Origin of the sequence: Pseudomonas sp. PDM27 (assembly GCF_019219205.1) — a bacterium.
Taxonomy (GTDB): domain Bacteria; phylum Pseudomonadota; class Gammaproteobacteria; order Pseudomonadales; family Pseudomonadaceae; genus Aquipseudomonas; species Aquipseudomonas laurylsulfatiphila.
In genome coordinates this window covers 185,322-207,039 of the sequence record NZ_JAHUWF010000012.1, presented here as the reverse complement: position 1 = coordinate 207,039, position 21,718 = coordinate 185,322, and the positions used below count along the sequence as shown (strand labels likewise).

The following is a 21,718-nucleotide window of genomic DNA, read 5'->3' as shown; positions in this document are numbered from 1 at the left end:
CGCTATACTCCTCGGCTAAATTTTGAATTCGACTAATTACAAGGACTCGCCCATGAAAGCGTTCGGCAAAATCCTGGGTCTGGTACTTCTCGGGTTGTTGCTGATCATTGTGGCGCTGGGCTTTGCCCTGACCCACCTCTTCGATCCCAACGACTACAAAGACGAGATTCGCCAGATTGCCCGCGACAAAGCCCACATCGAGCTGACGCTCAATGGCGATATCGGCTGGAGCCTGTTCCCGTGGCTGGGCCTGGAGCTGCACGACGCCAGTGTCGCGACCATGGTCAAACCGACCGAACCGTACGCCGACTTGCAGATGCTCGGCCTTTCGGTGCGCGTACTGCCGTTGCTGCGCCGTGAAGTGCAGATGAGCGACGTGCGCGTCGAAGGCCTGAACCTGCGCCTGAACCGCGACAAGGAGGGTCATGGCAACTGGGAGGACATCGGCAAGCTGCCTGCAACGGCCGGCACCGACGCGACCGGCACCCCGCCAGCCGCTACCGAACCTGCGCCCGAAACCAGCGGCGCGGCGGAAAAACCGCCCCAGCCGATCCGCCTGGACATCGACAGCCTGACCGTGAACAACGCACGGGTCGAATACACCGACGAACGAACCGGCAAGACCTTCAGTGCCGAAAGCATTCAGTTGAGCACCGGCGCGGTCCATGACTCCGTCAACATTCCGCTCAAGCTCACGGCTTTCCTGTCAGCCAACCAGCCGGCACTGCGGGTGCGTACCGAACTCAACGGTGAGGTGCGCATCGCACGTGCACTGCAGCGCTATCAGTTCGAAGACATGAGGCTGTCGGGTGAAGTGACCGGCGATCCCTTGCAAGGCAAGGCCGTGACGTTCTCCGCCCAGGGCCAGCTGGTGCTGGACAAGGCCGCCAACGTTGCCGAGTGGACCGGCATCAAGATCTCCGCCAACCAGCTGCGGGCACTGGGTGAACTGAAGGTCAACGATCTGGACAAGACCCCACAGGTCAGCGGCGGCATCTCGATTGCCCAGTTCGACCTGGCGAAATTCGTCGACAGCATCGGCCAGAAACTCCCGGCCATGGCTGAAGGCAGCCTGAGCAAAGTCGAGCTGGTCAGCCGGTTGGCCGCGACACCGACCAGCCTGGCGCTCGACGACCTCAACCTGAAAGTCGACGACAGCACCTTCAGCGGCCGCATTGCCGTCGAAGACTTCGCCAAGCAATCGCTGCGCGCCCTGCTCAAGGCCGACACCTTCAACGTCGACCGTTACCTGCCGCCGAAATCCGCCGAGGCCAATAGCGCGACGCAAGTGCGCCAGGCCGAAGTCGCCAGCACCGAAGCCGATGCCATGGCCGGCGCCGGCAGCACGCCGTTGCCACCCGCGCCGACCAAGGACGCGTGGAGCAGCGAGCGCCTGTTGCCAGTGGAACGCTTGAGCAAGCTCGATGTGGACGCCGACCTGACCTTCGGTCAGCTGACCCTGCAAAAACTGCCGATCCATAACGCTGCGCTCAAGGCCACCGGCCAGGGCGGCCTGCTGACGCTGGCCAACCTGCGCGGCGACCTGTACGAGGGCAACTTCGAAACCACCGGCACGCTCGATGTGCGCCAGCCAGTGCCGGCGCTGAATCTGCAGACGAAGATCAGCCGGGTACCGGCGGAAAAAATCCTCGAAAGCCAGGGCAAGAATCCACCAGTCAAGGGCCTGGTCACGCTCAACAGCAACCTGACCGGCAACGGCAACAGCCAGAAGGCGTTGATCGAAACCCTCAACGGCAACGCGAGTTTCGTCATCAACAATGGCGTGCTGCTCAACGCCAACCTTGAGCAACAGCTGTGCAAAGGCATCGCCACGCTCAACCGCAAAACCCTCAGCGGCGAGCCACGCGGCAAGGACACTCCGTTCCAGGAGCTCAAGGGCAACCTGACCTTGCGTAACGGCGTAGCCAGCAACCCGGACCTGAAAGTGCGCATCCCGGGCATGACCGTCAAAGGTGACGGTGACATCGATCTGCGCGTGCTGGGCATGGACTACCGTGTCGGCATCATCGTCGAAGGCGATACCAGCGCCATGCCGGACCCGGCCTGTCAGGTCGGCGACAAGTTTGTCGGCATCGAGTGGCCGCTGCGCTGCCGTGGCCCGCTGGAGCTGGGCGCCAAGGCTTGCCGTTTGGATAACGACCGCATGAGCCAGGTCGCGACCAAGTTGGCTGGCGAGAGGATCAGCGAAAAAATCGACGAAAAATGGGGCGACAAAGTCGACCCGAAACTGAAAGACGCGCTCAAGGACCTATTCAAGCGATGAGAGCCGAGCAGTTTTCAACGGCGGTGCTGGACTGGTTCGACCGCCACGGCCGTCACGATTTGCCTTGGCAGCAGGACATCAACCCGTATCGGGTATGGGTCTCGGAAATCATGCTGCAGCAGACCCAGGTCAGCACCGTGCTGAACTACTTCGACCGCTTCATGGCCTCGTTGCCAACGGTCGAAGCCCTGGCGGCGGCACCGGAAGACGAAGTGCTGCACCTGTGGACCGGCCTGGGTTACTACACCCGTGCGCGCAATTTGCAGAAGACCGCGAAGATCGTCGTCGAGCAGTACGGCGGCGAATTTCCCCGGGACGTGGAAAAGCTCACGGATCTGCCGGGGATCGGCCTGTCCACCGCTGGCGCCATTGCCAGTATCAGCATGGGCCTGCGCGCGCCGATCCTCGACGGCAACGTCAAACGCGTCCTGGCGCGTTTTACCGCGCAAGAGGGCTACCCGGGCGAGCCGAAGGTCGCCAGACAGCTCTGGGCCAACGCTGAGCGCTTTACGCCTCACGACCGGGTCAACGCCTACACCCAGGCGATGATGGACCTCGGTGCCACGCTCTGCACCCGCAGCAAACCGAGCTGCCTGCTGTGCCCGCTGGAAAAAGGCTGCGAGGCGCACATGCTCGGCCTGGAAACCCGCTACCCGATCCCCAAGCCGCGCAAGGCCATCCCGCAGAAGCGCACGCTGATGCCGATGCTGGCCAACACCGAAGGCGCCATCCTGCTTTACCGTCGCCCCTCTACGGGCCTCTGGGGCGGCTTGTGGAGCCTGCCGGAACTCGACGACCTCGACGACCTGTCACACCTGGCCGCGCAGCACTCGCTGGAACTGGGCAACCAACAGGCATTGCCGAGCCTGGTGCACACCTTCAGCCATTTTCAGTTATCCATCGAACCCTGGCTGGTTCAGGTCCAGGAGACCGGCCATCACGTGGCCGAGGCCGACTGGCTCTGGTATAACCTCGCCACCCCGCCGCGCCTGGGCCTTGCCGCCCCGGTCAAAACCTTGCTCGAACGCGCGGCCGCCGTATTGAACGCAGGAGAGTCGTCATGACCCGCACCATCATGTGCCGCAAGTACAAAGAAGAATTGCCAGGCCTGGAGCGCGCTCCCTTCCCGGGCGCCAAAGGCCAGGACATTTTTGACCACGTCTCGGCGAAGGCCTGGGCCGACTGGCAAAAACACCAGACCCTGCTGATCAATGAAAAACGCCTGAACATGATGAACGCCGAAGATCGCAAATATCTTCAGGGCGAAATGGACAAGTACTTCTCCGGCGAGGATTACGCCAAGGCCGAAGGCTACGTACCGCCGTCGGAATAACCCCGATTTTTCGGGGGTCGGAACGTAAGCGACGGTAATAATTAAAATTTTTTTGAAAACTTGCTTGACGACCCCCTGAAAAACCCGTTTAATGCGCCCCGTTGCCCAGATAGCTCAGTCGGTAGAGCAGGGGATTGAAAATCCCCGTGTCGGCGGTTCGATTCCGTCTCTGGGCACCAAAATACCGAAAAACCCCAAGCGAAGATGATTCCTTGGGGTTTTTTATTGCCTGCGATTTGATGGTTGCCAGACCAGCCTGCCTCCCCAGGATCCCGCCTAAGCGCTCGCCCCCCCTTAAACGTTACTGACTCGCCCCCTCCCCTATCTTGATGTCCGATTCGCCCCGTGCAGCCAGACCGTCGACGAACTTTCGCAAATCAACCGGCCTGAAGCGCAAATGAATTACCGTCAGACATCCCCATTGAGACGACGACCGGGTAAGCGCAGTGGCAAATGGCTATATACAATGAGTGCCACAATCTGTGCGGCCGGGCATTTGAAGGTTGCAGCGGGGCGCTCTACAGCGACACGCTTGCGTACAGCACAGTCGAGTTCGTCATCCTGACCTACGTGGCCTCGACGAATTTCGCTGAAATGCCCGGCGGCTTCACTTCGCCTGTTACTGGTGGCAAATAACAACACGGCCGCGTGGGTTTCCACTTGCTGCCCGGAAAAAGGAAATCACACATGGCCGTGATAACAGGCACTACGAGCAACGATGATCTATTGGGGACAAGTGAGGCCGACAGTATTACCGGGCTGGCGGGGGATGACATTCTCGACGGCGGTGTAGGTCTGGACACGCTGGACGGCGGCGGCGGGGATGACACCTACATTCTCGACAAGATCCCCGTACTGAAGTCTGGCTTCACCAATGTATCCGGGCTTTTGATTACCGGCCTCATGGACCCCATGCATGGTGGATGGGGCGGTCAACAGCAAATCGATGCTCTGTTCTTTTCCGAATCATCCGGACTGTATTGGGGCCAAGGCATCTACTACTCCCGTGGCAGTGGACTTGTCACTGGCTGGTTTTCCTTTGAGTCTGAAGGAGGGGTTTCCTCCCTACAGAGCGTCGGCGACAGCTTCTTCTACAACTACCACGTAGACCAAGACCAAATAGTGCCGGACAGTGGTGGTACCGATCTGGTCAAGTCCAGCCTGGCCAGCTACACCCTGGGCAGCACCCTGGAAAACCTGGAGCTGACAGGCAGCGAAAATATCAATGGTGACGGTAACGACCTGAACAACCGGCTGACCGGCAACAGCGGCAAGAACACCCTGATGGGCTACGGTGGCGACGATATCCTGGACGGAGGCGCGGGTGCCGACTTGATGCAAGGCGGCGATGGGGCCGACACCTATTACGTCGACAATCTCGGCGATGTGGTCACCGAAACCAGCACCGGCGGCGTTGACCTGGTCGCCAACTCCCTCGCCAATTACGTGCTCGGTGCCAATATCGAGAGTGGCCGCATACTCTCGACCGGGACCTCCAACCTGGGCGGCAACGCTCTCGACAACGTGCTCTACGCAGGTAGCGGCAATAATAGCCTCTTCGGTAATACAGGCTTCGATACCGTTTCATATGAGTACGCGGACGCTGCTGTCACCATCAATCTGGGCTCCGTATCGCAAGTCACGGGCGGCTCCGGCACGGACGCCCTGGGAAGCATCGAGGCGGTGATCGGAAGCCGGTTCAACGACACCCTGATCGGTAACTCGCAAGACAATACCCTGGATGGCAGTGTCGGCCGTGATCTTGTCAAGGGAGAAGGCGGCAACGATACCCTGATGGCTGAAGGGGGATATTCGGCGACGCTGGAGTCGATTGATTACGAGACGACATACGACGAATTTGGCAATCAGATTGGCGGCTTTGAATTCTGGTTCTACCACGGCGAAACCCTCGACGGTGGCACCGGCAACGATTTCGTCAGTTATGCCAATGCCCAATCGAGCGTGGTGGTGAACCTGACCAGCGGCTTTGGGTATGCAACGGGCGCCATCGCCCTGCTTAACAGCAGGCCTGCTCCGGAGACCGGCATCGGGAATTTCATCAACGACGTGGAGCAAGCCATCTCAGACTTTGCCGACCAGTTGTGGAGTATCGAAAACATCATCGGCAGTAGTTTCAATGATGTTCTGACCGGCGATAATGGGGCCAATATCCTCAGCGGCAAGTCGGGTGCCGACACTTTGATCGGCGGACTCGGCAACGACACCTACTATGTCGACAACATCGGCGACGTCGTTACCGAAACCGATGCGACGCTCAGCAGCGGTGGTAGCGATACGGTCCATAGCGCTCTCAACGCCTACGCCCTCGGCGCCAATGTCGAGAACGGTCGTCTCACCGCCACCGGGGCTGCCGCCCTCACAGGCAACAGCCTCGATAACACCCTCTTTGCCGGGGCCGGCAACAATGTCCTCAATGGCATGAGCGGCGTCGACGCGGTCTCCTACGTCTACGCCGGCAGTGCAGTTACCGTCAGCCTGGCCGTGACTACGGCCCAGGCAACCGGCGGATCAGGTTCAGACACCCTGATCGCCATCGAAAACCTCACGGGCTCAAATTACAACGACACGCTCACGGGTAGCGCCGCAGCCAATCTGCTGAACGGTGGCGCTGGCAATGACGTTTTGAATGGCGGCGCAGGCCTCGACAGAATGACGGGCGGTGAAGGTTCTGACACCTACTACGTCAGCAGCGCCGACGACGTCGTGATTGAAACCAATGCGACGGCCAGCACCGGCGGCGGCGACACGGTCTACAGCTATCTCGACACCTACACCCTCGGCGCCAATGTCGAGAACGGGCGCCTCCTCGCCACCGGGGCTGCCGCCCTCACGGGCAATAGCCTCGACAACACCCTGTTTGCCGCGGCCGGTAGCAACGCCCTCAATGGCAGCACCGGCGTCGACACGGCCTCTTACGCCTATGCTGGCAGCGCAGTCACCGTCAGCCTGGCCGTGACCACGGCCCAGGCCACTGGCGGATCGGGTGTCGACACCCTGATCGCCATCGAAAACCTCACCGGCTCCAACTACAACGACACGCTCACGGGCAACGCCGCCGCCAACCTGCTCAATGGTGGCGCCGGCAATGACGTTTTGAATGGCGGCGCAGGCCTCGACACGATGACGGGCGGTGAGGGTTCTGACACCTACTACGTCAGCAGCGCCGGCGACGTCGTGATTGAAACCAATGCGACGGCCAGCACCGGCGGCAGCGACACGGTCTACAGCTATCTCGACGCCTACACCCTCGGCGCCAATGTCGAGAACGGTCGCCTCCTCGCCACCGGGGTTGCCGCCCTCACGGGCAATAGCCTCGACAACACACTCTTTGCCGCGGCCGGTACCAACACCCTCAATGGCAGCACCGGCGTCGACACGGCCTCTTACGTCTATGCCGGCAGCGCCGTCACCGTCAGCCTGGCTGTGGCCACGGCCCAGGCCACCGCTGGATCAGGCTCGGACACCCTGATCGCCATCGAAAACCTCACGGGCTCCAACTACAACGACACGCTCACGGGTAACGGCGCAGCCAACCTGCTCATGGGTGGCGCCGGCAATGACGTTTTGAATGGCGGCGCAGGCCTCGACAGGATGACGGGCGGTGATGGTTCTGACGCCTATTACGTCGACAACATTCTCGACGTCGTGACGGAAACCAATGCCACGGCCAGCATCGGCGGCAGCGACACGGTCTACAGCTTTATCAGCGTCTACACCCTGGGCGCCAATGTCGAGAACGGGCGCCTCCTCACGACCGGGGCCGCCACCCTTACGGGCAACAGTCTCGACAACACGCTCTATTCCGGGGCCGGCAGCAACCTGCTCGATGGCAGCACCGGCGTCGACACCGCCTCCTACCTCTATGCCGCCAGCGCCGTCAGCGCCAGCCTGGCCGTGACCACGGCCCAGGCCACCGGTGGATCAGGCTCCGATATCCTGCTAGCCATCGAAAACCTCACCGGTTCCAACTACAACGACAGGCTCACGGGCAACGCCGCCGCCAACCTGCTGAACGGTGGAAGCGGGAACGACATTCTGATCGGCGGGATGGGCAAGGATGTTCTCACCGGCGCCGCCGGCAACGACATCTTCGACTTCAATGTCGTCGCTGAAACAGGGCTGACCAGTTCCACCTGGGACATCATCAGCGACTTCACTCGAGGAGCCGACAAGATTGACCTGTCGACGCTGGACGCCAACACGGCGACGGTAACCAATGAAGCCTTCAATTCGATCATCGGCAGTACCGCAGCCTTCAGTGCGGCCGGCCAGTTGAAAGTTGCAGGGGGCGTGCTCTACGGCAACACCGATGCGGACAGCGCCGCCGAGTTCGCCATTCAGGTAGTCGGTATCAGCAGCGTAACGACAACGGACTTCATACTTTAACTCGCGGGAGGGCCGAGACACCTGACTGATGGCAGTTTGACGCCATCGTTTTGCCCTGTAGACTGCCACTCACTTCCGCTTTCTCGTTGCGTAAAAGGAATTTGCAATGCCAACCCTGGGCGAAATCCGCGTCAACCCTACGACTGGCAAAAACTCCGAGCCCTCCCTCACAGCCCTGAAAGATGGTGGTTACATCGTGGCGTGGAGCGATCAGGGAACAGACTTTACCGATTACATCTATACCCAGCGCTACAACGCCAGTGGCGTGAAGGTTGGCGGGCCAGCCCTCGTCAACACCGTTACCAACAGGGAAGCGGAAGATCCCACCATTACCGCATTGGCCAACGGCGGCTACGTGGTCGCCTGGCAATCGGATAGCTTCGACGATATGTCGGACATCGCCGCCCAGGTCTACAACGCCAATGGCGTCAAGGTTGGAAGTGAGTTCATCGTCAACACAACCAGAAACGGCATGCAGGACAGCGCGGAGATCACCGCGCTCAAAGACGGCGGTTTTGTGGTGTCTTGGGCTTCGTACGGTCAGGACGGCAGTGGCTGGGGCGGTTATCTGCAGCGCTATAACGCCAACGGGGCGAAGGTCGGTGTGGAAACGCGCGTCTCTACCACCACTCTGAACGACCAGGATGGCCCCACCGTCACCGGCCTTGCCGATGGCGGCATGATGGTGGTTTGGGAGGGTAACGGAATAGGCGATACAGCCGGCATCTTCGGTCAGCGGTTCAAGGCCGACGGCAGTAAATCCGGCGGAGAAATTCGCATCAATACCAGGGTTGCCGACGATCAGACGGACCCTGTTGTGAAGGTTCTGAGTAGCGGTAACTACGTCGTCACCTGGCAATCGGCTCCCGACGATGGTGATGGCGACGACGAGACCGATGCCCCTGCCGACATCTACGCGCAGCTTTTCAATGCCGCTGGCGTAAAAGTGGGCGCAGAAACCCGGGTGAACACCACCACTACAGGCAATCAGGAAGAACCTAACGTCACCGCCATGATGAATGGCGGTTATCTGCTGACCTGGGCAGGCCAAGGTATCGGTGATGCAAGTGGCATCTTCTGCCAACTCTTCAATGCCAGTGGCGTCAAGGTGGGTACCGAAACCCGCATCAATACCACGACCACCGGCAATCAAATGTTCTCCCAGGTGACGACATTGGCCGATGGCGGCTATGTGGTTGCCTGGGAGTCCTCCGTGGTGAATGGGCAAGTTGACGTTTATACCCAGCGCTTTGACGCGAACGGCAACAAGGTTTCCAGTCTGACAGGCGATGCCTTGGCCAACACCCTGACCTGGACCAGCGCCGGCAGCGTGATCATCGACGGCGGCGCGGGCAATGACACGCTTACAGGTGGCCGTGCCAACGACCATCTGAACGGCGGAGCAGGCAATGACTCGCTCAATGGCGCAGCCGGTGCCGACCGCCTGATCGGCGGTGACGGTTCCGACCTCTACTATGTCGACAATGCCGGCGATATCGTCAGCGAAACCAATGCCACGGCCAGCACCGGCGGCACCGATAGCGTCTATAGCTTCCTCGGCGCCTACACCCTGGGTGACAACGTCGAGAACCTGCGCCTGCTGTCGACCGGTGCCGCCAACGGCACCGGTAACAGCCTCAACAACGTCATCGATGCCGGAGCCGGCAACAACGTCCTCAATGGTGGCGCCGGCATCGATACCGCGTCCTATGCCTACGCTACGGCGGCGGTCACGGCCAACCTGGGGCTGACCACTGCGCAAGCCACCGGTGGTTCCGGTTCAGACACCCTGTTGAACTTCGAAAACCTCACGGGCAGCGCCTATCACGACAAGCTCACCGGCAATGCGCTTGCCAACACCCTCACCGGTGGAGCCGGCAACGACCTGCTGATCGGCGGCACGGGCCTGGACAAGCTTTATGGTGGCACCGGAGCCGACAAGTTCGACTTCAATGCCCTGAGTGAAATGGGCCTGGGTGCCGCCCTGCGCGATGTCATTGGCGACTTCAAGACCAGCGAAGGCGACAAGATCGACCTGTCGACTCTGGACGCCAACCTGACGACGGCAGCCAACGAGGCGTTCAGCTTCATCGGTTCCAGCGCGTTCAGCAGCAATGCCGCAGGGCAGGTACGGTTCGCCGGCGGCATTCTCTACGGCAGCACCGACGCCGACACCGCCGCCGAGTTCGAAATCCAGTTGCTGGGGGTGAACACACTGAAAGTTACCGACCTGATTGCCTGATCGGCCGGACGTTGCATATCTGATGTTTCATGGTTGTCCCGAAAAAAACCGACAAGAAAGTTTTGAATAAACGACAGGGGTGTTGATATGGCTAGCTTGATAAACGGTCTTGGTGGTGCAGCGGGTTTCGGAGAGAACCAACTGACTCGAAACGATGACAGCTACACCTCCTACATTGATATCAGCACTGTTTTCGGGGCTGCCGGACTCAATTTCTTCGGTACCAACTACACCGATATTTCCGTCAACAACAACGGAAACATCACATTTGGCGGCGGTCTTTCCACCTATACCCCCTACGGCATGCAAGACTCCAGCAGGCCGATGATTGCTCCCTTTTTTGCCGACGTCGATACCCGTGGTGGAACGGTCAGTGCCACGCCGGGCGGCACATCGACGGGCAGCAACCTGGTCTATTACGACTTCAATTCCGCAGGCAATGGCACGCTGACCGTTACCTGGGATGACGTCGGTTACTACAACAGCAAGGTAGATAAGCTCAATGCCTTCCAACTCCAGCTTGTTGGAAAGGGCAACGGCAACTTCGATGTCATCTTCAGATATGAAACCGTCAACTGGACCACCGGTAGCGCCAGTGGCGGCACCGATGGCCTGGGAGGAACCGTTGCCCGTGCCGGTTACTCGACGGGTGACGGCTCCTCCTGGTATGAACTGCCGCAATCGGGAAATGAATCCGCCATTCTCGGACTGGAAACCACTCCAGGAAACACAGGGGTAGCCGGTTATTACAAATTCAGTATCGTCAGCGGCACATCCGGCAATGACAACATGCAAGGCACTGCCGGGAATGACTCGCTCTATGGCTCAGCGGGCAATGACGTCATCAATGGTTATGCCGGAAATGACGTACTCTACGGCGCAGCGGGTAGCGACAGGCTCTTGGGCGGCCTGGGAGACGACACCTATATCGTGGATGCGCTCGATACGCTTGTTGAACTGGCCAACCAGGGTATCGACGTTGTTCAGTCAGAAATCAGCTATACGCTCGGTGACAACCTGGAGAACCTGATTCTGACTGGCAACAGCAGTATCAACGGCACAGGTAACGCACTGAACAACACCTTTGTCGGCAACTCATTTAACAATGTATTCAATGGCGCGGCGGGCACCGACTTTGTTTCGTATGCCTATTCCAACTATGGCGTCAGCGTCGACCTGTCCAACACCGGCTCGCAATATACGTCCCAAGGCTACGATACTTTCGTGTCTATCGAGGGCGTCATCGGTACCGATGATTCCGACACACTAACCGGCAATGCCTTGGCCAATATCCTTTACGGCGGCGCAGACAACGACACCCTCAATGGCGGTGGCGGCAACGACACCCTCGATGGCGGCAGTGGCGCCGACCTGATGACTGGCGGCGATGGTTCTGACGTCTACTACGTCGACAATATCGGCGACATCGTCAGCGAGACCAATGCTGTCGCCAGCACCGGTGGTACTGATTCCGTTTATAGCTACCTCGGTGCCTACACCCTGGGTAACAATGTCGAGAACCTGCGCCTGCTGTCGACCGGCGCTGCCAACGGCACCGGTAATAGCCTCAACAACGTCATTGACGCCGGGGCCGGCAACAACATCCTCGATGGTGGCGCCGGTATCGATACCGCGTCCTATGCCTATGCCACGGCGGCGGTCACGGCCAACCTGGCGCTGACCACTGCGCAAGCCACCGGTGGTTCCGGTTCAGACACCCTGTTGAACTTCGAAAACCTCACGGGCAGCAACTATCACGACAAGCTGACCGGTAACGCGCTTGCCAACACACTCAGCGGCGGCCTGGGCAGCGACCAACTCAACGGCGCCGCCGGTGCCGACCGCATGATCGGCGGCGATGGCGCCGACCTCTACTACGTCGACAACGCCGGCGATATCGTCAGTGAAACCAATGCTGTCGCCAGCACCGGTGGCATCGATACCGTTTATAGCCTCATCAGTGCCTACACCCTGACTGACAATGTCGAGAACCTGCGCCTGCTGTCGACCGGCGTTGCCAACGGTACCGGTAACAGCCTCAACAACGTCATCGACGCCGGAGCCGGCAACAACGTCCTCAATGGTGGCGCCGGCATCGATACCCTGTCCTATGCCTACGCCACGGCGGCGGTCACGGCCAACCTGGGGCTGACCACTGCGCAAGCCACCGGCGGTTCCGGTTCAGACACCCTGTTGAACTTCGAAAACCTCACGGGCAGCAACTATCACGACAAGCTGACCGGTAACGCGCTTGCCAACACACTCAGCGGCGGCCTGGGCAGCGACCAACTCAACGGCGCCGCCGGTGCCGACCGCCTGATCGGCGGCGATGGCGCCGACCTCTACTACGTCGACAACGCCGGCGATATCGTCAGTGAAACCAATGCCACGGTCAGCACCGGCGGCACCGATAGCGTCTATAGCTTCCTCGGCGCCTACACCCTGGGTGACAACGTCGAGAACCTGCGCCTGCTGTCGACCGGCGTTGCCAACGGTACCGGTAACAGCCTCAACAACGTCATCGACGCCGGAGCCGGCAACAACGTCCTCAATGGTGGCGCCGGCATCGATACCCTGTCCTATGCCTACGCCACGGCGGCGGTCACGGCCAACCTGGGGCTGACCACTGCGCAAGCCACCGGCGGTTCCGGTTCAGACACCCTGTTGAACTTCGAAAACCTCACGGGCAGCAACTTTCACGACAAGCTGACCGGTAACGCGCTTGCCAACACCCTCACTGGCGGTGCCGGCAACGACACGCTCACCGGTGGAGCCGGCAACGACCTGTTGATCGGCGGAGCGGGCCTGGACAAGCTTTATGGTGGCACCGGGGCCGACAAGTTCGACTTCAATGTCTTGAGTGAAATGGGCCTGGGCGCCACCCTGCGCGATGTCATTGGCGACTTCAAGACCAGCGAAGGCGACAAGATCGACCTGTCGACCCTGGACGCCAACCTGGCGACGGCGGCCAACGATGCGTTCAGTTTCATCGGTTCCAGCGCGTTCAGCAGCAATGCCACGGGGCAAGTACGGTTCGCCGGCGGCATTCTTTATGGCAGCACCGACGCCGACACCGCCGCGGAGTTCGAAATTCAGTTGCTGGGTGTGAGCAACTTGCAAACTGCCGACTTGATTGCCTGATAGAGGGTGATCGTACTGACATGACAAAAGGCTGCCTCTGGCAGCCTTTTGTTTTTCTCGCGGCTGCAGGGTCCGACCAAAGCTATCTGGCCCATTTCTGCCTCCCTCTCTGAAACCCGGCACACCTCCCGTGCGAGGCGACGACTGGGCAAGCGCAATGGCAAATGGCTACTTACAATGAATGCCATTACCTGTGCGGCCAAGAAGTTGAAGGTTGCTAATAGGATGCCCGGCGTTTTCACCCCGCCAGTCATCGTTGACAACAAATTGACGCGGCTGCGTGGCTTCCACTCGCCGCACTGAATCAAGGAAATCAGACATGGCCGTGATAACAGGCACAACAAGCAACGATGATCTATTGGGGACAGGTGAGCCCGACAGCATTACTGGCCTGGCGGGAGATGACATTCTCAACGGCGGTGCAGGCCTGGACACGCTGGACGGCGGCAGCGGGAATGACACTTACATTCTCGACAAGATCCCCGAGCTGAAGTCTGACTTTACCACTGTCTCCGGGATTTCCGGCTTCACGAGCCCAACCTACGCCATGTTCAACCACTGGCCTGGAACCGATCAGCTGCAAATCGACGCTATCTACTTTTCCGAGTCATCCGCACTGTATTGGGGCCAAGGCAGCTACTACACCGCTAACGGCAGCTTTGTCACCCAGTGGTTTTCCTTTGAATCCGTGGGGGGAGTAGCCTCCGAACAGAGCATCGGTGAAAGCTTTTTCTACAACTACTACGTAGATCAAATAGTGCAGGACAGTGGCGGTACCGATCTGGTCAAGTCCAGCCTGGATAGCTATACCCTGGGCAGCACCCTGGAAAACCTGGAATTGACAGGCAGCGAAAATATCAGTGGCTTTGGTAACAACCTGAATAATCTACTCACCGGTAACAGCGGCGCCAATACCCTGGCGGGCTACGGTGGCGACGATATTCTGGATGGAGGTACGGGTGCCGACTTGATGCAGGGCGGCGATGGGGCGGACACCTATTACGTCGACAATCTCGGCGATGTGGTCAGCGAAACCAGTACGGGAGGCGTCGACCTGGTCGTCAGTTCCCTCGCCAACTACACGCTCGGCGCGAATATCGAGAATGGCCGCATTCTCTCGACCGGGAGCTCCAATCTGGCCGGCAACGCTCTCAATAACGTGCTTTACGCAGGTAGCGGCGTAAATATTCTCGACGGTGGCGCGGGCGTCGATACCGCTTCATACCACTATGGGGGCGCTGTCACCATCGATCTGGGCATCAGCGGACCACAAGTCACAGGCGGTTCCAGCGTGGACACTCTGGAAAGCATCGAGTCGGTGATCGGAAGTCAGTTCAACGACACTCTGACGGGTAACGCGCAAGCCAATACTCTGGACGGCAATGTCGGCTTCGATCTTGTCCTGGGAGAAGGCGGCGACGATACCTTGATGGCCGAAGGGGGGTATTCGGCGGCGATGACCTGGTCGAGTGCCGGGCATACGTTCGATGAGTTTGGCAATCCGATTGGCGGCTTCGATGCCTGGTACTACCAAGGCGAAACCCTCGACGGCGGCACTGGCCGCGATAGCGTCAGTTATGCCAACGCCCAATCCGGTGTGGTTGTGAACCTGACCAGTGGCCTTGGGTATGCAACAGGTGCCATTGCTGTGCTCGACAGCCAGGCAAACGTTCTGGTCACTAGCAGCGGGGATTTCATTTTCTCCGTGACAGAAGCCATCTCCGACTTTGCCGACCATCTGTTCAGTATCGAGAACATCGTCGGCAGCAGGTTCGGCGATGTTCTGACCGGCGATAATGCGGCCAATTTCCTTAACGGCGGGGCGGGTGCGGACACCCTGGTCGGCGGGCTCGGCGACGACACCTACTACGTAGACAATATTGGCGATGTCGTTACCGAAACCAATGCCACGGTCAGCACCGGCGGCAGCGACACGGTCTACAGTTTTCTCAGCGCCTACACCCTCGGCACCAATGTCGAGAAGGGTCGCCTCCTCTCCACCGGGGCCGCCAACCTTACGGGCAACAGCCTCAACAACACCCTCTACGCCGGGGTCGGCAACAACGTCCTCGATGGCAGCACCGGCATCGACAGTGCCTCCTACCTCTATGCCACCAGCGCCGTCGCTGTCAGCCTGGCCGTAACCACCGCCCAGGCTACCGGCGGCTCAGGCGCCGACACCTTGATCGCCATCGAAAACCTCACGGGTTCCAATTACAACGACACGCTCACGGGTAACGCCGCCGCCAACCTGCTGAGCGGTGGCGCCGGTAACGATACGTTAGTCGGTGGTGCGGGCAATGACGTTTTCGATGGTGGCACAGGCCTTGACCGGATGACGGGCGGCGATGGCTCTGACGCCTACCACGTCGACAACACGGGCGATGTCGTGATTGAAACCAATGCGACGGCCAGCACCGGCGGCAGCGACACGGTCTACAGCTACCTCAGTGCCTACACCCTCGGCGCCAATGTCGAGAACGGTAGCATTCTCGCCACCGGGGTCGCCGCCCTGACGGGCAACAGCCTCAACAACACCCTCTATGCCGGGGCCGGCAACAACGCCCTCGATGGCGGCATCGGGACCGATACCTTGTCCTATGCCTTTGCCACTGCTGCAGTCACGGTCAACCTGGGGCTGACCACCGCGCAAGCCACCGGTGGTTCTGGCACAGACACCCTGTTGAATTTCGAGAACCTCACCGGCTCGAACTACAACGACAAGCTCACGGGCAACGCCGCCGCCAACACGCTCAACGGTGGCGTCGGCAACGATACGCTCGACGGTGGGGCCGGCAATGACGTTTTGGATGGCGGCGCAGGCCTCGACCGGATGACGGGCGGTGATGGGGCTGACATCTACTACGTCGACAACACCGGTGACGTCGTCATTGAAACCAATGCGACGGCCAGCATTGGCGGCAGTGACACGGTCTTCAGCTCGCTCAGCGCCTACACCCTCGGCGCCAATGTCGAGAGTGGTCGCCTCCTCGCCACCGGAGTCGCCAGCCTGACGGGCAACAGTCTCAACAACACCCTCTATGCCGGGGCCGGCAACAACGTGCTCAACGGCAGCACCGGCGTCGACACGGCCTCCTACGTCTATGCCGACAGCGCCGTCAACGCCAGCCTGGCCGTGACCACGGCCCAGGCCACCGGTGGCTCAGGCGCCGACACCCTGGTCGCCATCGAAAACCTCACCGGCTCCAACTACAACGACAGGCTCACGGGCAACGCCGCCGCCAACACGCTCAACGGTGGGGGCGGGAGCGACATCCTGATCGGCGGGATGGGCAAGGATGTCCTCACCGGCGGCGCCGGCAACGACATCTTCGATTTCAATGCCCTCACTGAAACGGGGCTGACCAGCGCCACCTGGGACATCATCAGCGACTTCACCCGGGGCGCCGACAAGATTGATCTGTTGACGCTCGATGCCAACACGGCGACAGCCACCAATGAAGCCTTTCATACGGTCATCGGCAGTACCGCTGCCTTCAGTGCGGCCGGGCAATTGAAATTTGCAGGGGGCGTGCTCTACGGCAACACCGATGCGGACAGCGCCGCTGAGTTCGCCATCCAGATCACCGGTATCAGCACTCTGACGACCTCGGACTTCATCGTCTGACCAAAGGAGGGGGCATCGCAGAGGCATGCCCCTCGACTTGACCACCTGGTGAAGAGGTTCAAAGAACAAGTCCAGGCAACCCTCACACGGAGCTTTGACCCATGGCAACGCCCACTACCCTGTACGAGTTCTATACCGGTATCGGTCTGACCCTTCCGCCCATCGATACCCGGGCTCAGCTGTACGAGTCATTCGGCCTCGGAAGCAGTGCGAGCTATGTGGGCACAGCCAGCCAGAACGACGCCTTGCTTGGTGTTCTGGTCGAATACACCAGTCCCCACGGTGCGCTGGAGGCACTGGCGCAGTTCAAAGACGCCTTGAGCAGCCTGACCATCGGCGACCTTCTGGCCAATCTGGACCCTGCGGAGCTCGCCAGCATCCTTGCCATGGGCACCATCCCCGCTGAAGCGGTTGACGAAGGTATTGCCCTGTTAAGCCAGTTCAGTCCGGCCATCAGCGTTTATGACGCGCTGGTGCAATTGATCCAGACCAATTCGATAACCAACGCCAGTAACCCGCAATTTCATGTGCCTGACGATCTTCAGTGGCAACAACCACTCGGCAGCCTGGACTCCGACGTTAATTTCGAGTCCCCTGCATACAGTTTCGACAGCGTAACCAAAGAGTGGAAAGTTACAGACTTTCTACCCGGTGACTTGGCGAACATCCCCATCGAGGATATAAAATTTTATACCGGTGTCGGTCTATCAGCGCTGCTGGACGGCGCCACCAGCGAAATGGCCAATATCATTGTCGATAAGATCATCAAACCCAATATCCCTACAGGCGTCTTTAACGCCCTGAGCCAGCTCCACACGCAAGTCCAGAATTCCACTTCGCTAAAGGACCTGATGAAAAGTTGGGTCACGGACACACTTGTCAATCTGAACCAAGGCATGGATGCCGTTGGCGGGAACGGCAGCTGGGATGACAACCAGGTCACCAACAGAACCTCTACCTTATTGAAAGACCTGCAAACCACTCTGATCACAAACCTGGGTGACAAGGTCGGTAGCGTCGGCGAAGCCATCGGGAAAGCACGCATTATTCTCGAGCACAGCGACCTGACCTTCGTCGTCCAAAGCAAAGACACCGCTGCATCCTTCACTGCACCAATCGGGCATCGCATAGCCGTTCTCGGCGCCTCAAGCGGGGACACCCTGACCGGCGGCGCAGGTAACGACGTGCTGATTGGTCAGGGAGGTGCGGATAACTTTTCAGGAATGGCCGGCAATGATCTCCTCTCGGGCTTCGCCGGAAATGATGTTTTGTCCGGAGGTGCCGGCAACGATACGCTCAAGGGCGGCACGGGCAATGACGTTTTGAATGGTGGCGCAGGCCTCGACAGGATGACGGGCGGCGATGGTTCCGACCTCTACTACGTCGACAACATCGGCGATGTCGTGATTGAAACCAATGCCACGGCCAGCACCGGCGGCAGCGACACGGTTTATAGCTTTCTCAGCGCCTACACCCTCGGCGCCAATATCGAGAAAGGTCGCATCCTCAACACCGGGGTTGCCACCCTGACGGGCAACAGTCTCAATAACACCCTCTATTCCGGGGTCGGCAACAACGTCCTCAATGGCAGTACCGGTATCGACTCGGCCTCCTACCTCTATGCCACCAGCGCCGTCACCGTCAGCCTGGCCGTGACCACCGCCCAGGCCACCATCGGCTCAGGCGCCGACACCCTGATCGCCATCGAAAACCTCACGGGTTCCAACTACAACGACACGCTCACCGGTAACGCCGCCGCCAACCTGCTGACCGGTGGTGCCGGTAACGATACGCTCGCCGGCGGTGCGGGCAATGACGTGTTCAATGGTGGCACAGGCCTCGACCGGATGACCGGCGGTGATGGTTCGGATGCCTACCACGTCGACAACGCGGGCGATGTCGTGATTGAAACCAACACGACGGCCAGCACCGGCGGCAGCGACACGGTCTACAGCTACCTCAGCGCCTACACGCTTGGCGCCAATGTCGAGAACGGTAGCATCCTCGCCACCGGGGTCGCCGCCCTGACGGGCAACAGCCTCAATAACACCCTCTATGCCGCGACCGGCAACAACGTCCTCAATGGCAGCACCGGCGTCGACACAGTGTCCTATGCCTACGCCACCGCGGCAGTGACGGCCAACCTCGGGCTGACCACCGCGCAAGCCACCGGCGGATCAGGTGTCGATACCCTGATCGCCATCGAAAACCTCACCGGCTCCAACTACAACGACAAGCTCACGGGCAACGCCGCAGCCAACCTGCTGAGCGGTGGTACCGGCAACGACACTTTGAATGGCGCCACAGGCGCCGACAGGATGACGGGTGGCGATGGTTCCGACCTCTACTACGTCGACAACACGGGCGACGTCGTTACCGAAACCAATGCCACGACCAGCACCGGTGGCAGCGACACGGTCTACAGTTTTCTCAGCGCCTGCACCCTCGGCGCCAATGTCGAATACGGTCGGGTCCTCGCCACCGGGATCGCCGCCCTGACAGGTAACAGCCTCAACAACACGCTCTATGCCGGGGCCGGCAACAACGTGCTCAATGGCAGCACTGGCGTCGACACGACCTCCTACCTCTATGCCGGCAGCGCCGTCACCGCCAGCCTCGCCGCGACCACAGCCCAGGCCACCGGCGGCTCAGGCGCCGACACCCTGATCGCCATCGAAAACCTCACCGGCTCCAACTACAACGACAAACTCACGGGCAACACCGCCGCCAACTTGCTCAACGGCGGCGCTGGTAATGACACATTGCTCGGTGGAAGCGGGAACGACATCCTGATCGGCGGTATGGGCAAGGATGTTCTCACCGGCGGCGTCGGCAACGACATCTTCGATTTCAATGCCCTCGCTGAAACGGGGCTGACCAGTGCCACCTGGGACATCATCGGCGACTTCACCCGGGGCGCCGACAAGATTGATCTGTCGACGCTGGATGCCGACACGGCGACAGCCACCAATGAAGCCTTTCACTCGGTCATCGGCAGTACCGCAGCCTTCAGTGCGGCCGGTCAGTTGAAAGCTTCAGCGGGCGTGCTTTATGGCAACACCGATGCCGACAGCGCCGCCGAGTTCGCCATCCAGATAGTTGGCATCAGCAACGTGACGACAGCGGATTTCATACTTTAATCCCTGGCGCTTTCCGGTTCTCTTCCAGAGTGTTCTGGCCTCCCCTGGCTGGGGATTGACCTTGCGAAAAGAAAACCCTGAATCGCAGGATTCTGGGTTTTTAATGTCCGGGATTTGATGAGGCACCGCTCTAGATATCATCGAAGCGCCGCGCGAAGCATCAACTCCCCCAGCTCCCTTTCGCCCTTTAGCCATGCCAGCACGCGCCTGTAACGCTTGCCGGGGTTGAGGCCAAGATGCGCCAGGTATTTGTGATCGGTCATTCCTGGCAGTCTCTCGGGTCTGTCGGAACGCTCCGTATGCCTTAACGGAATCGGATGACATACGCTGAACATGGAATTGAGCAAAATCGAAAGAGGAGCTGCCGCATAACCGGAAGCAGATACACAACAGAGATGTAGACAATGACTGACGCCATCAAACCAGACGTCGAAAACGCCGAGTTTTTTACTGAACAAGAAATCAGAACTTTCAGCTTTGATATTCAGCAGTCAACACTGCTTCACAAATTCGCCAAAGAACTGGCCGCCATCGGCGGGCCGCAGGCACCAGGAGCCAAGTCCAAAGCGTCTCTGGCAGCCACCGAATTAAAGTTCTCGTTTTCGAAAAACCAATGCGAACTGCTGAGCGCCTATTCCGATGGTCTTGTTTCGGTATTGATTTTTGAAGGTCTGCAAAAAATCACCGATGTCAGCCCTCCAAATGAGCTGCCAAACCTGGCATCCCTGGAAAATCGTTACGACGTACTTTGTCTGGCCGCCCGTAATCAGATCCTGTTGAAACTGGTGGATAACAGTGCCTTTGCCTATGACATGGACAACGAAGGAAAACTGGTTCGACTGGTGGCCAACTTCAAAGGTGGCGGACTCATCAAAATCAATGCCGAGCCGGAAATCAAAGAACTGAGCTCCCATTCCGGCCTCGCGCTTGGCCCACATACGGAGGCACCGTACTGGTGCGCCGTGAACGCGAAAGACGAGCACTCGCCCTCTCCATCGTCGCTCATACTTTCCGCCTTGTGGAACCCGAGCCTGGAGCCTACGCGAGTCATTCCACTACCCCCCATACTCGAAAAAATTGGCGTCACCAACTGCCTCGCACTGACCACGGGTAACTTCCAGTTCACTCGTAGTGACTCCTTTGTCAGCGGCAAAGGGGAAGATGGCCGCAACGTTTCGATTCTGGAGTTTGACGACAAGACAGGGTTCGCAGCCCGCTTTAATTCGTATCGTTTTTCGGTCAATGACAACGTCTCGACCTTTGTGAAAACGGCGTACACCGCCCTTTGCCAAGGTGTGGATGAAGCAACTCCGGTCGAATGCACGCTGACCCAGGAATCGGCCATGGTCATCAATAACATCCGGGCTCTGCACTGTCGCGATGTCATCAAAGACAACAGACGGGTCTTGGTTCGTATTTTCGGACTTTCAAAATTTTCTACCCCCATCGTTGTTTCAGAGGACCCGTTAGTGCTGCAGGGCTGATTCCTTATGTGATCAGGCCGTTGAACGACCCGTCATGTGATGACTGGCCAATAACCATA

10 protein-coding genes and 1 tRNA gene are annotated in these 21,718 nt (G+C 59.5%); 10 read left to right on the top strand and 1 reads right to left on the bottom strand.

Going from position 1 to position 21,718, the window contains the following annotated elements:
* Window positions 1-52: 52 nt before the first annotated feature.
* The 9 genes from KW838_RS23330 to KW838_RS23280 all read left to right on the top strand — a co-directional run bounded on the left by KW838_RS23330 (window position 53) and on the right by KW838_RS23280 (window position 20,175).
* Complete coding sequence (locus tag KW838_RS23330) at window positions 53-2,284, top strand: AsmA family protein (RefSeq protein ID WP_218503720.1); 2,232 nt, start codon at window positions 53-55, stop codon at window positions 2,282-2,284.
* A complete protein-coding gene (mutY, locus tag KW838_RS23325; RefSeq protein WP_218503719.1) occupies window positions 2,281-3,348 on the top strand; it encodes an A/G-specific adenine glycosylase in 1,068 nt (355 codons plus the stop codon). The genes KW838_RS23330 and mutY overlap by 4 nt, the downstream gene beginning before the upstream one ends.
* Window positions 3,345-3,617 (top strand): oxidative damage protection protein, encoded by a 273-nt coding sequence (locus tag KW838_RS23320; protein ID WP_007972770.1) that lies wholly within the window; start codon window positions 3,345-3,347, stop codon window positions 3,615-3,617. Before mutY ends, KW838_RS23320 begins: the two co-directional genes overlap by 4 nt.
* Before the next feature lie 103 nt (window positions 3,618-3,720).
* A tRNA-Phe gene (locus tag KW838_RS23315) sits at window positions 3,721-3,796 on the top strand.
* A gap of 508 nt (window positions 3,797-4,304) precedes the next feature.
* Complete coding sequence (locus KW838_RS23310) at window positions 4,305-8,024, top strand: M10 family metallopeptidase C-terminal domain-containing protein (RefSeq protein WP_218503718.1); 3,720 nt, start codon at window positions 4,305-4,307, stop codon at window positions 8,022-8,024.
* 106 nt (window positions 8,025-8,130) lie between these two features.
* Window positions 8,131-10,266 carry a calcium-binding protein gene (locus tag KW838_RS29730; RefSeq protein WP_218503717.1) on the top strand — a complete coding sequence of 712 codons (2,136 nt, stop codon included), beginning with the start codon at window positions 8,131-8,133 and terminating at the stop codon, window positions 10,264-10,266.
* Window positions 10,267-10,353: 87 nt separating this feature from the next.
* The gene (locus KW838_RS29625; protein ID WP_305730005.1) at window positions 10,354-13,407 is read left to right on the top strand and encodes a nidogen-like domain-containing protein; all 3,054 of its coding nucleotides are present in this window, start codon (window positions 10,354-10,356) and stop codon (window positions 13,405-13,407) included.
* A 319-nt stretch (window positions 13,408-13,726) separates the two neighbouring features.
* Complete coding sequence (locus KW838_RS23285; protein WP_218503716.1) at window positions 13,727-17,035, top strand: calcium-binding protein; 3,309 nt, start codon at window positions 13,727-13,729, stop codon at window positions 17,033-17,035.
* Window positions 17,036-17,136: 101 nt separating this feature from the next.
* On the top strand, window positions 17,137-20,175 hold the full coding sequence (locus KW838_RS23280) for an S-layer family protein (protein WP_218503715.1): 3,039 nt from the start codon (window positions 17,137-17,139) through the stop codon (window positions 20,173-20,175).
* A gap of 137 nt (window positions 20,176-20,312) precedes the next feature.
* Here the strand turns inward: KW838_RS23280 and KW838_RS29620 are convergent, their stop codons facing one another.
* Window positions 20,313-20,438 carry a hypothetical protein gene (locus KW838_RS29620; protein ID WP_256358947.1) on the bottom strand — a complete coding sequence of 42 codons (126 nt, stop codon included), beginning with the start codon at window positions 20,436-20,438 and terminating at the stop codon, window positions 20,313-20,315.
* 141 nt (window positions 20,439-20,579) lie between these two features.
* Between KW838_RS29620 and KW838_RS23275 the strand changes: the two genes are divergently transcribed.
* On the top strand, window positions 20,580-21,659 hold the full coding sequence (locus KW838_RS23275; RefSeq protein ID WP_218503714.1) for a hypothetical protein: 1,080 nt from the start codon (window positions 20,580-20,582) through the stop codon (window positions 21,657-21,659).
* Window positions 21,660-21,718: the final 59 nt, after the last annotated feature.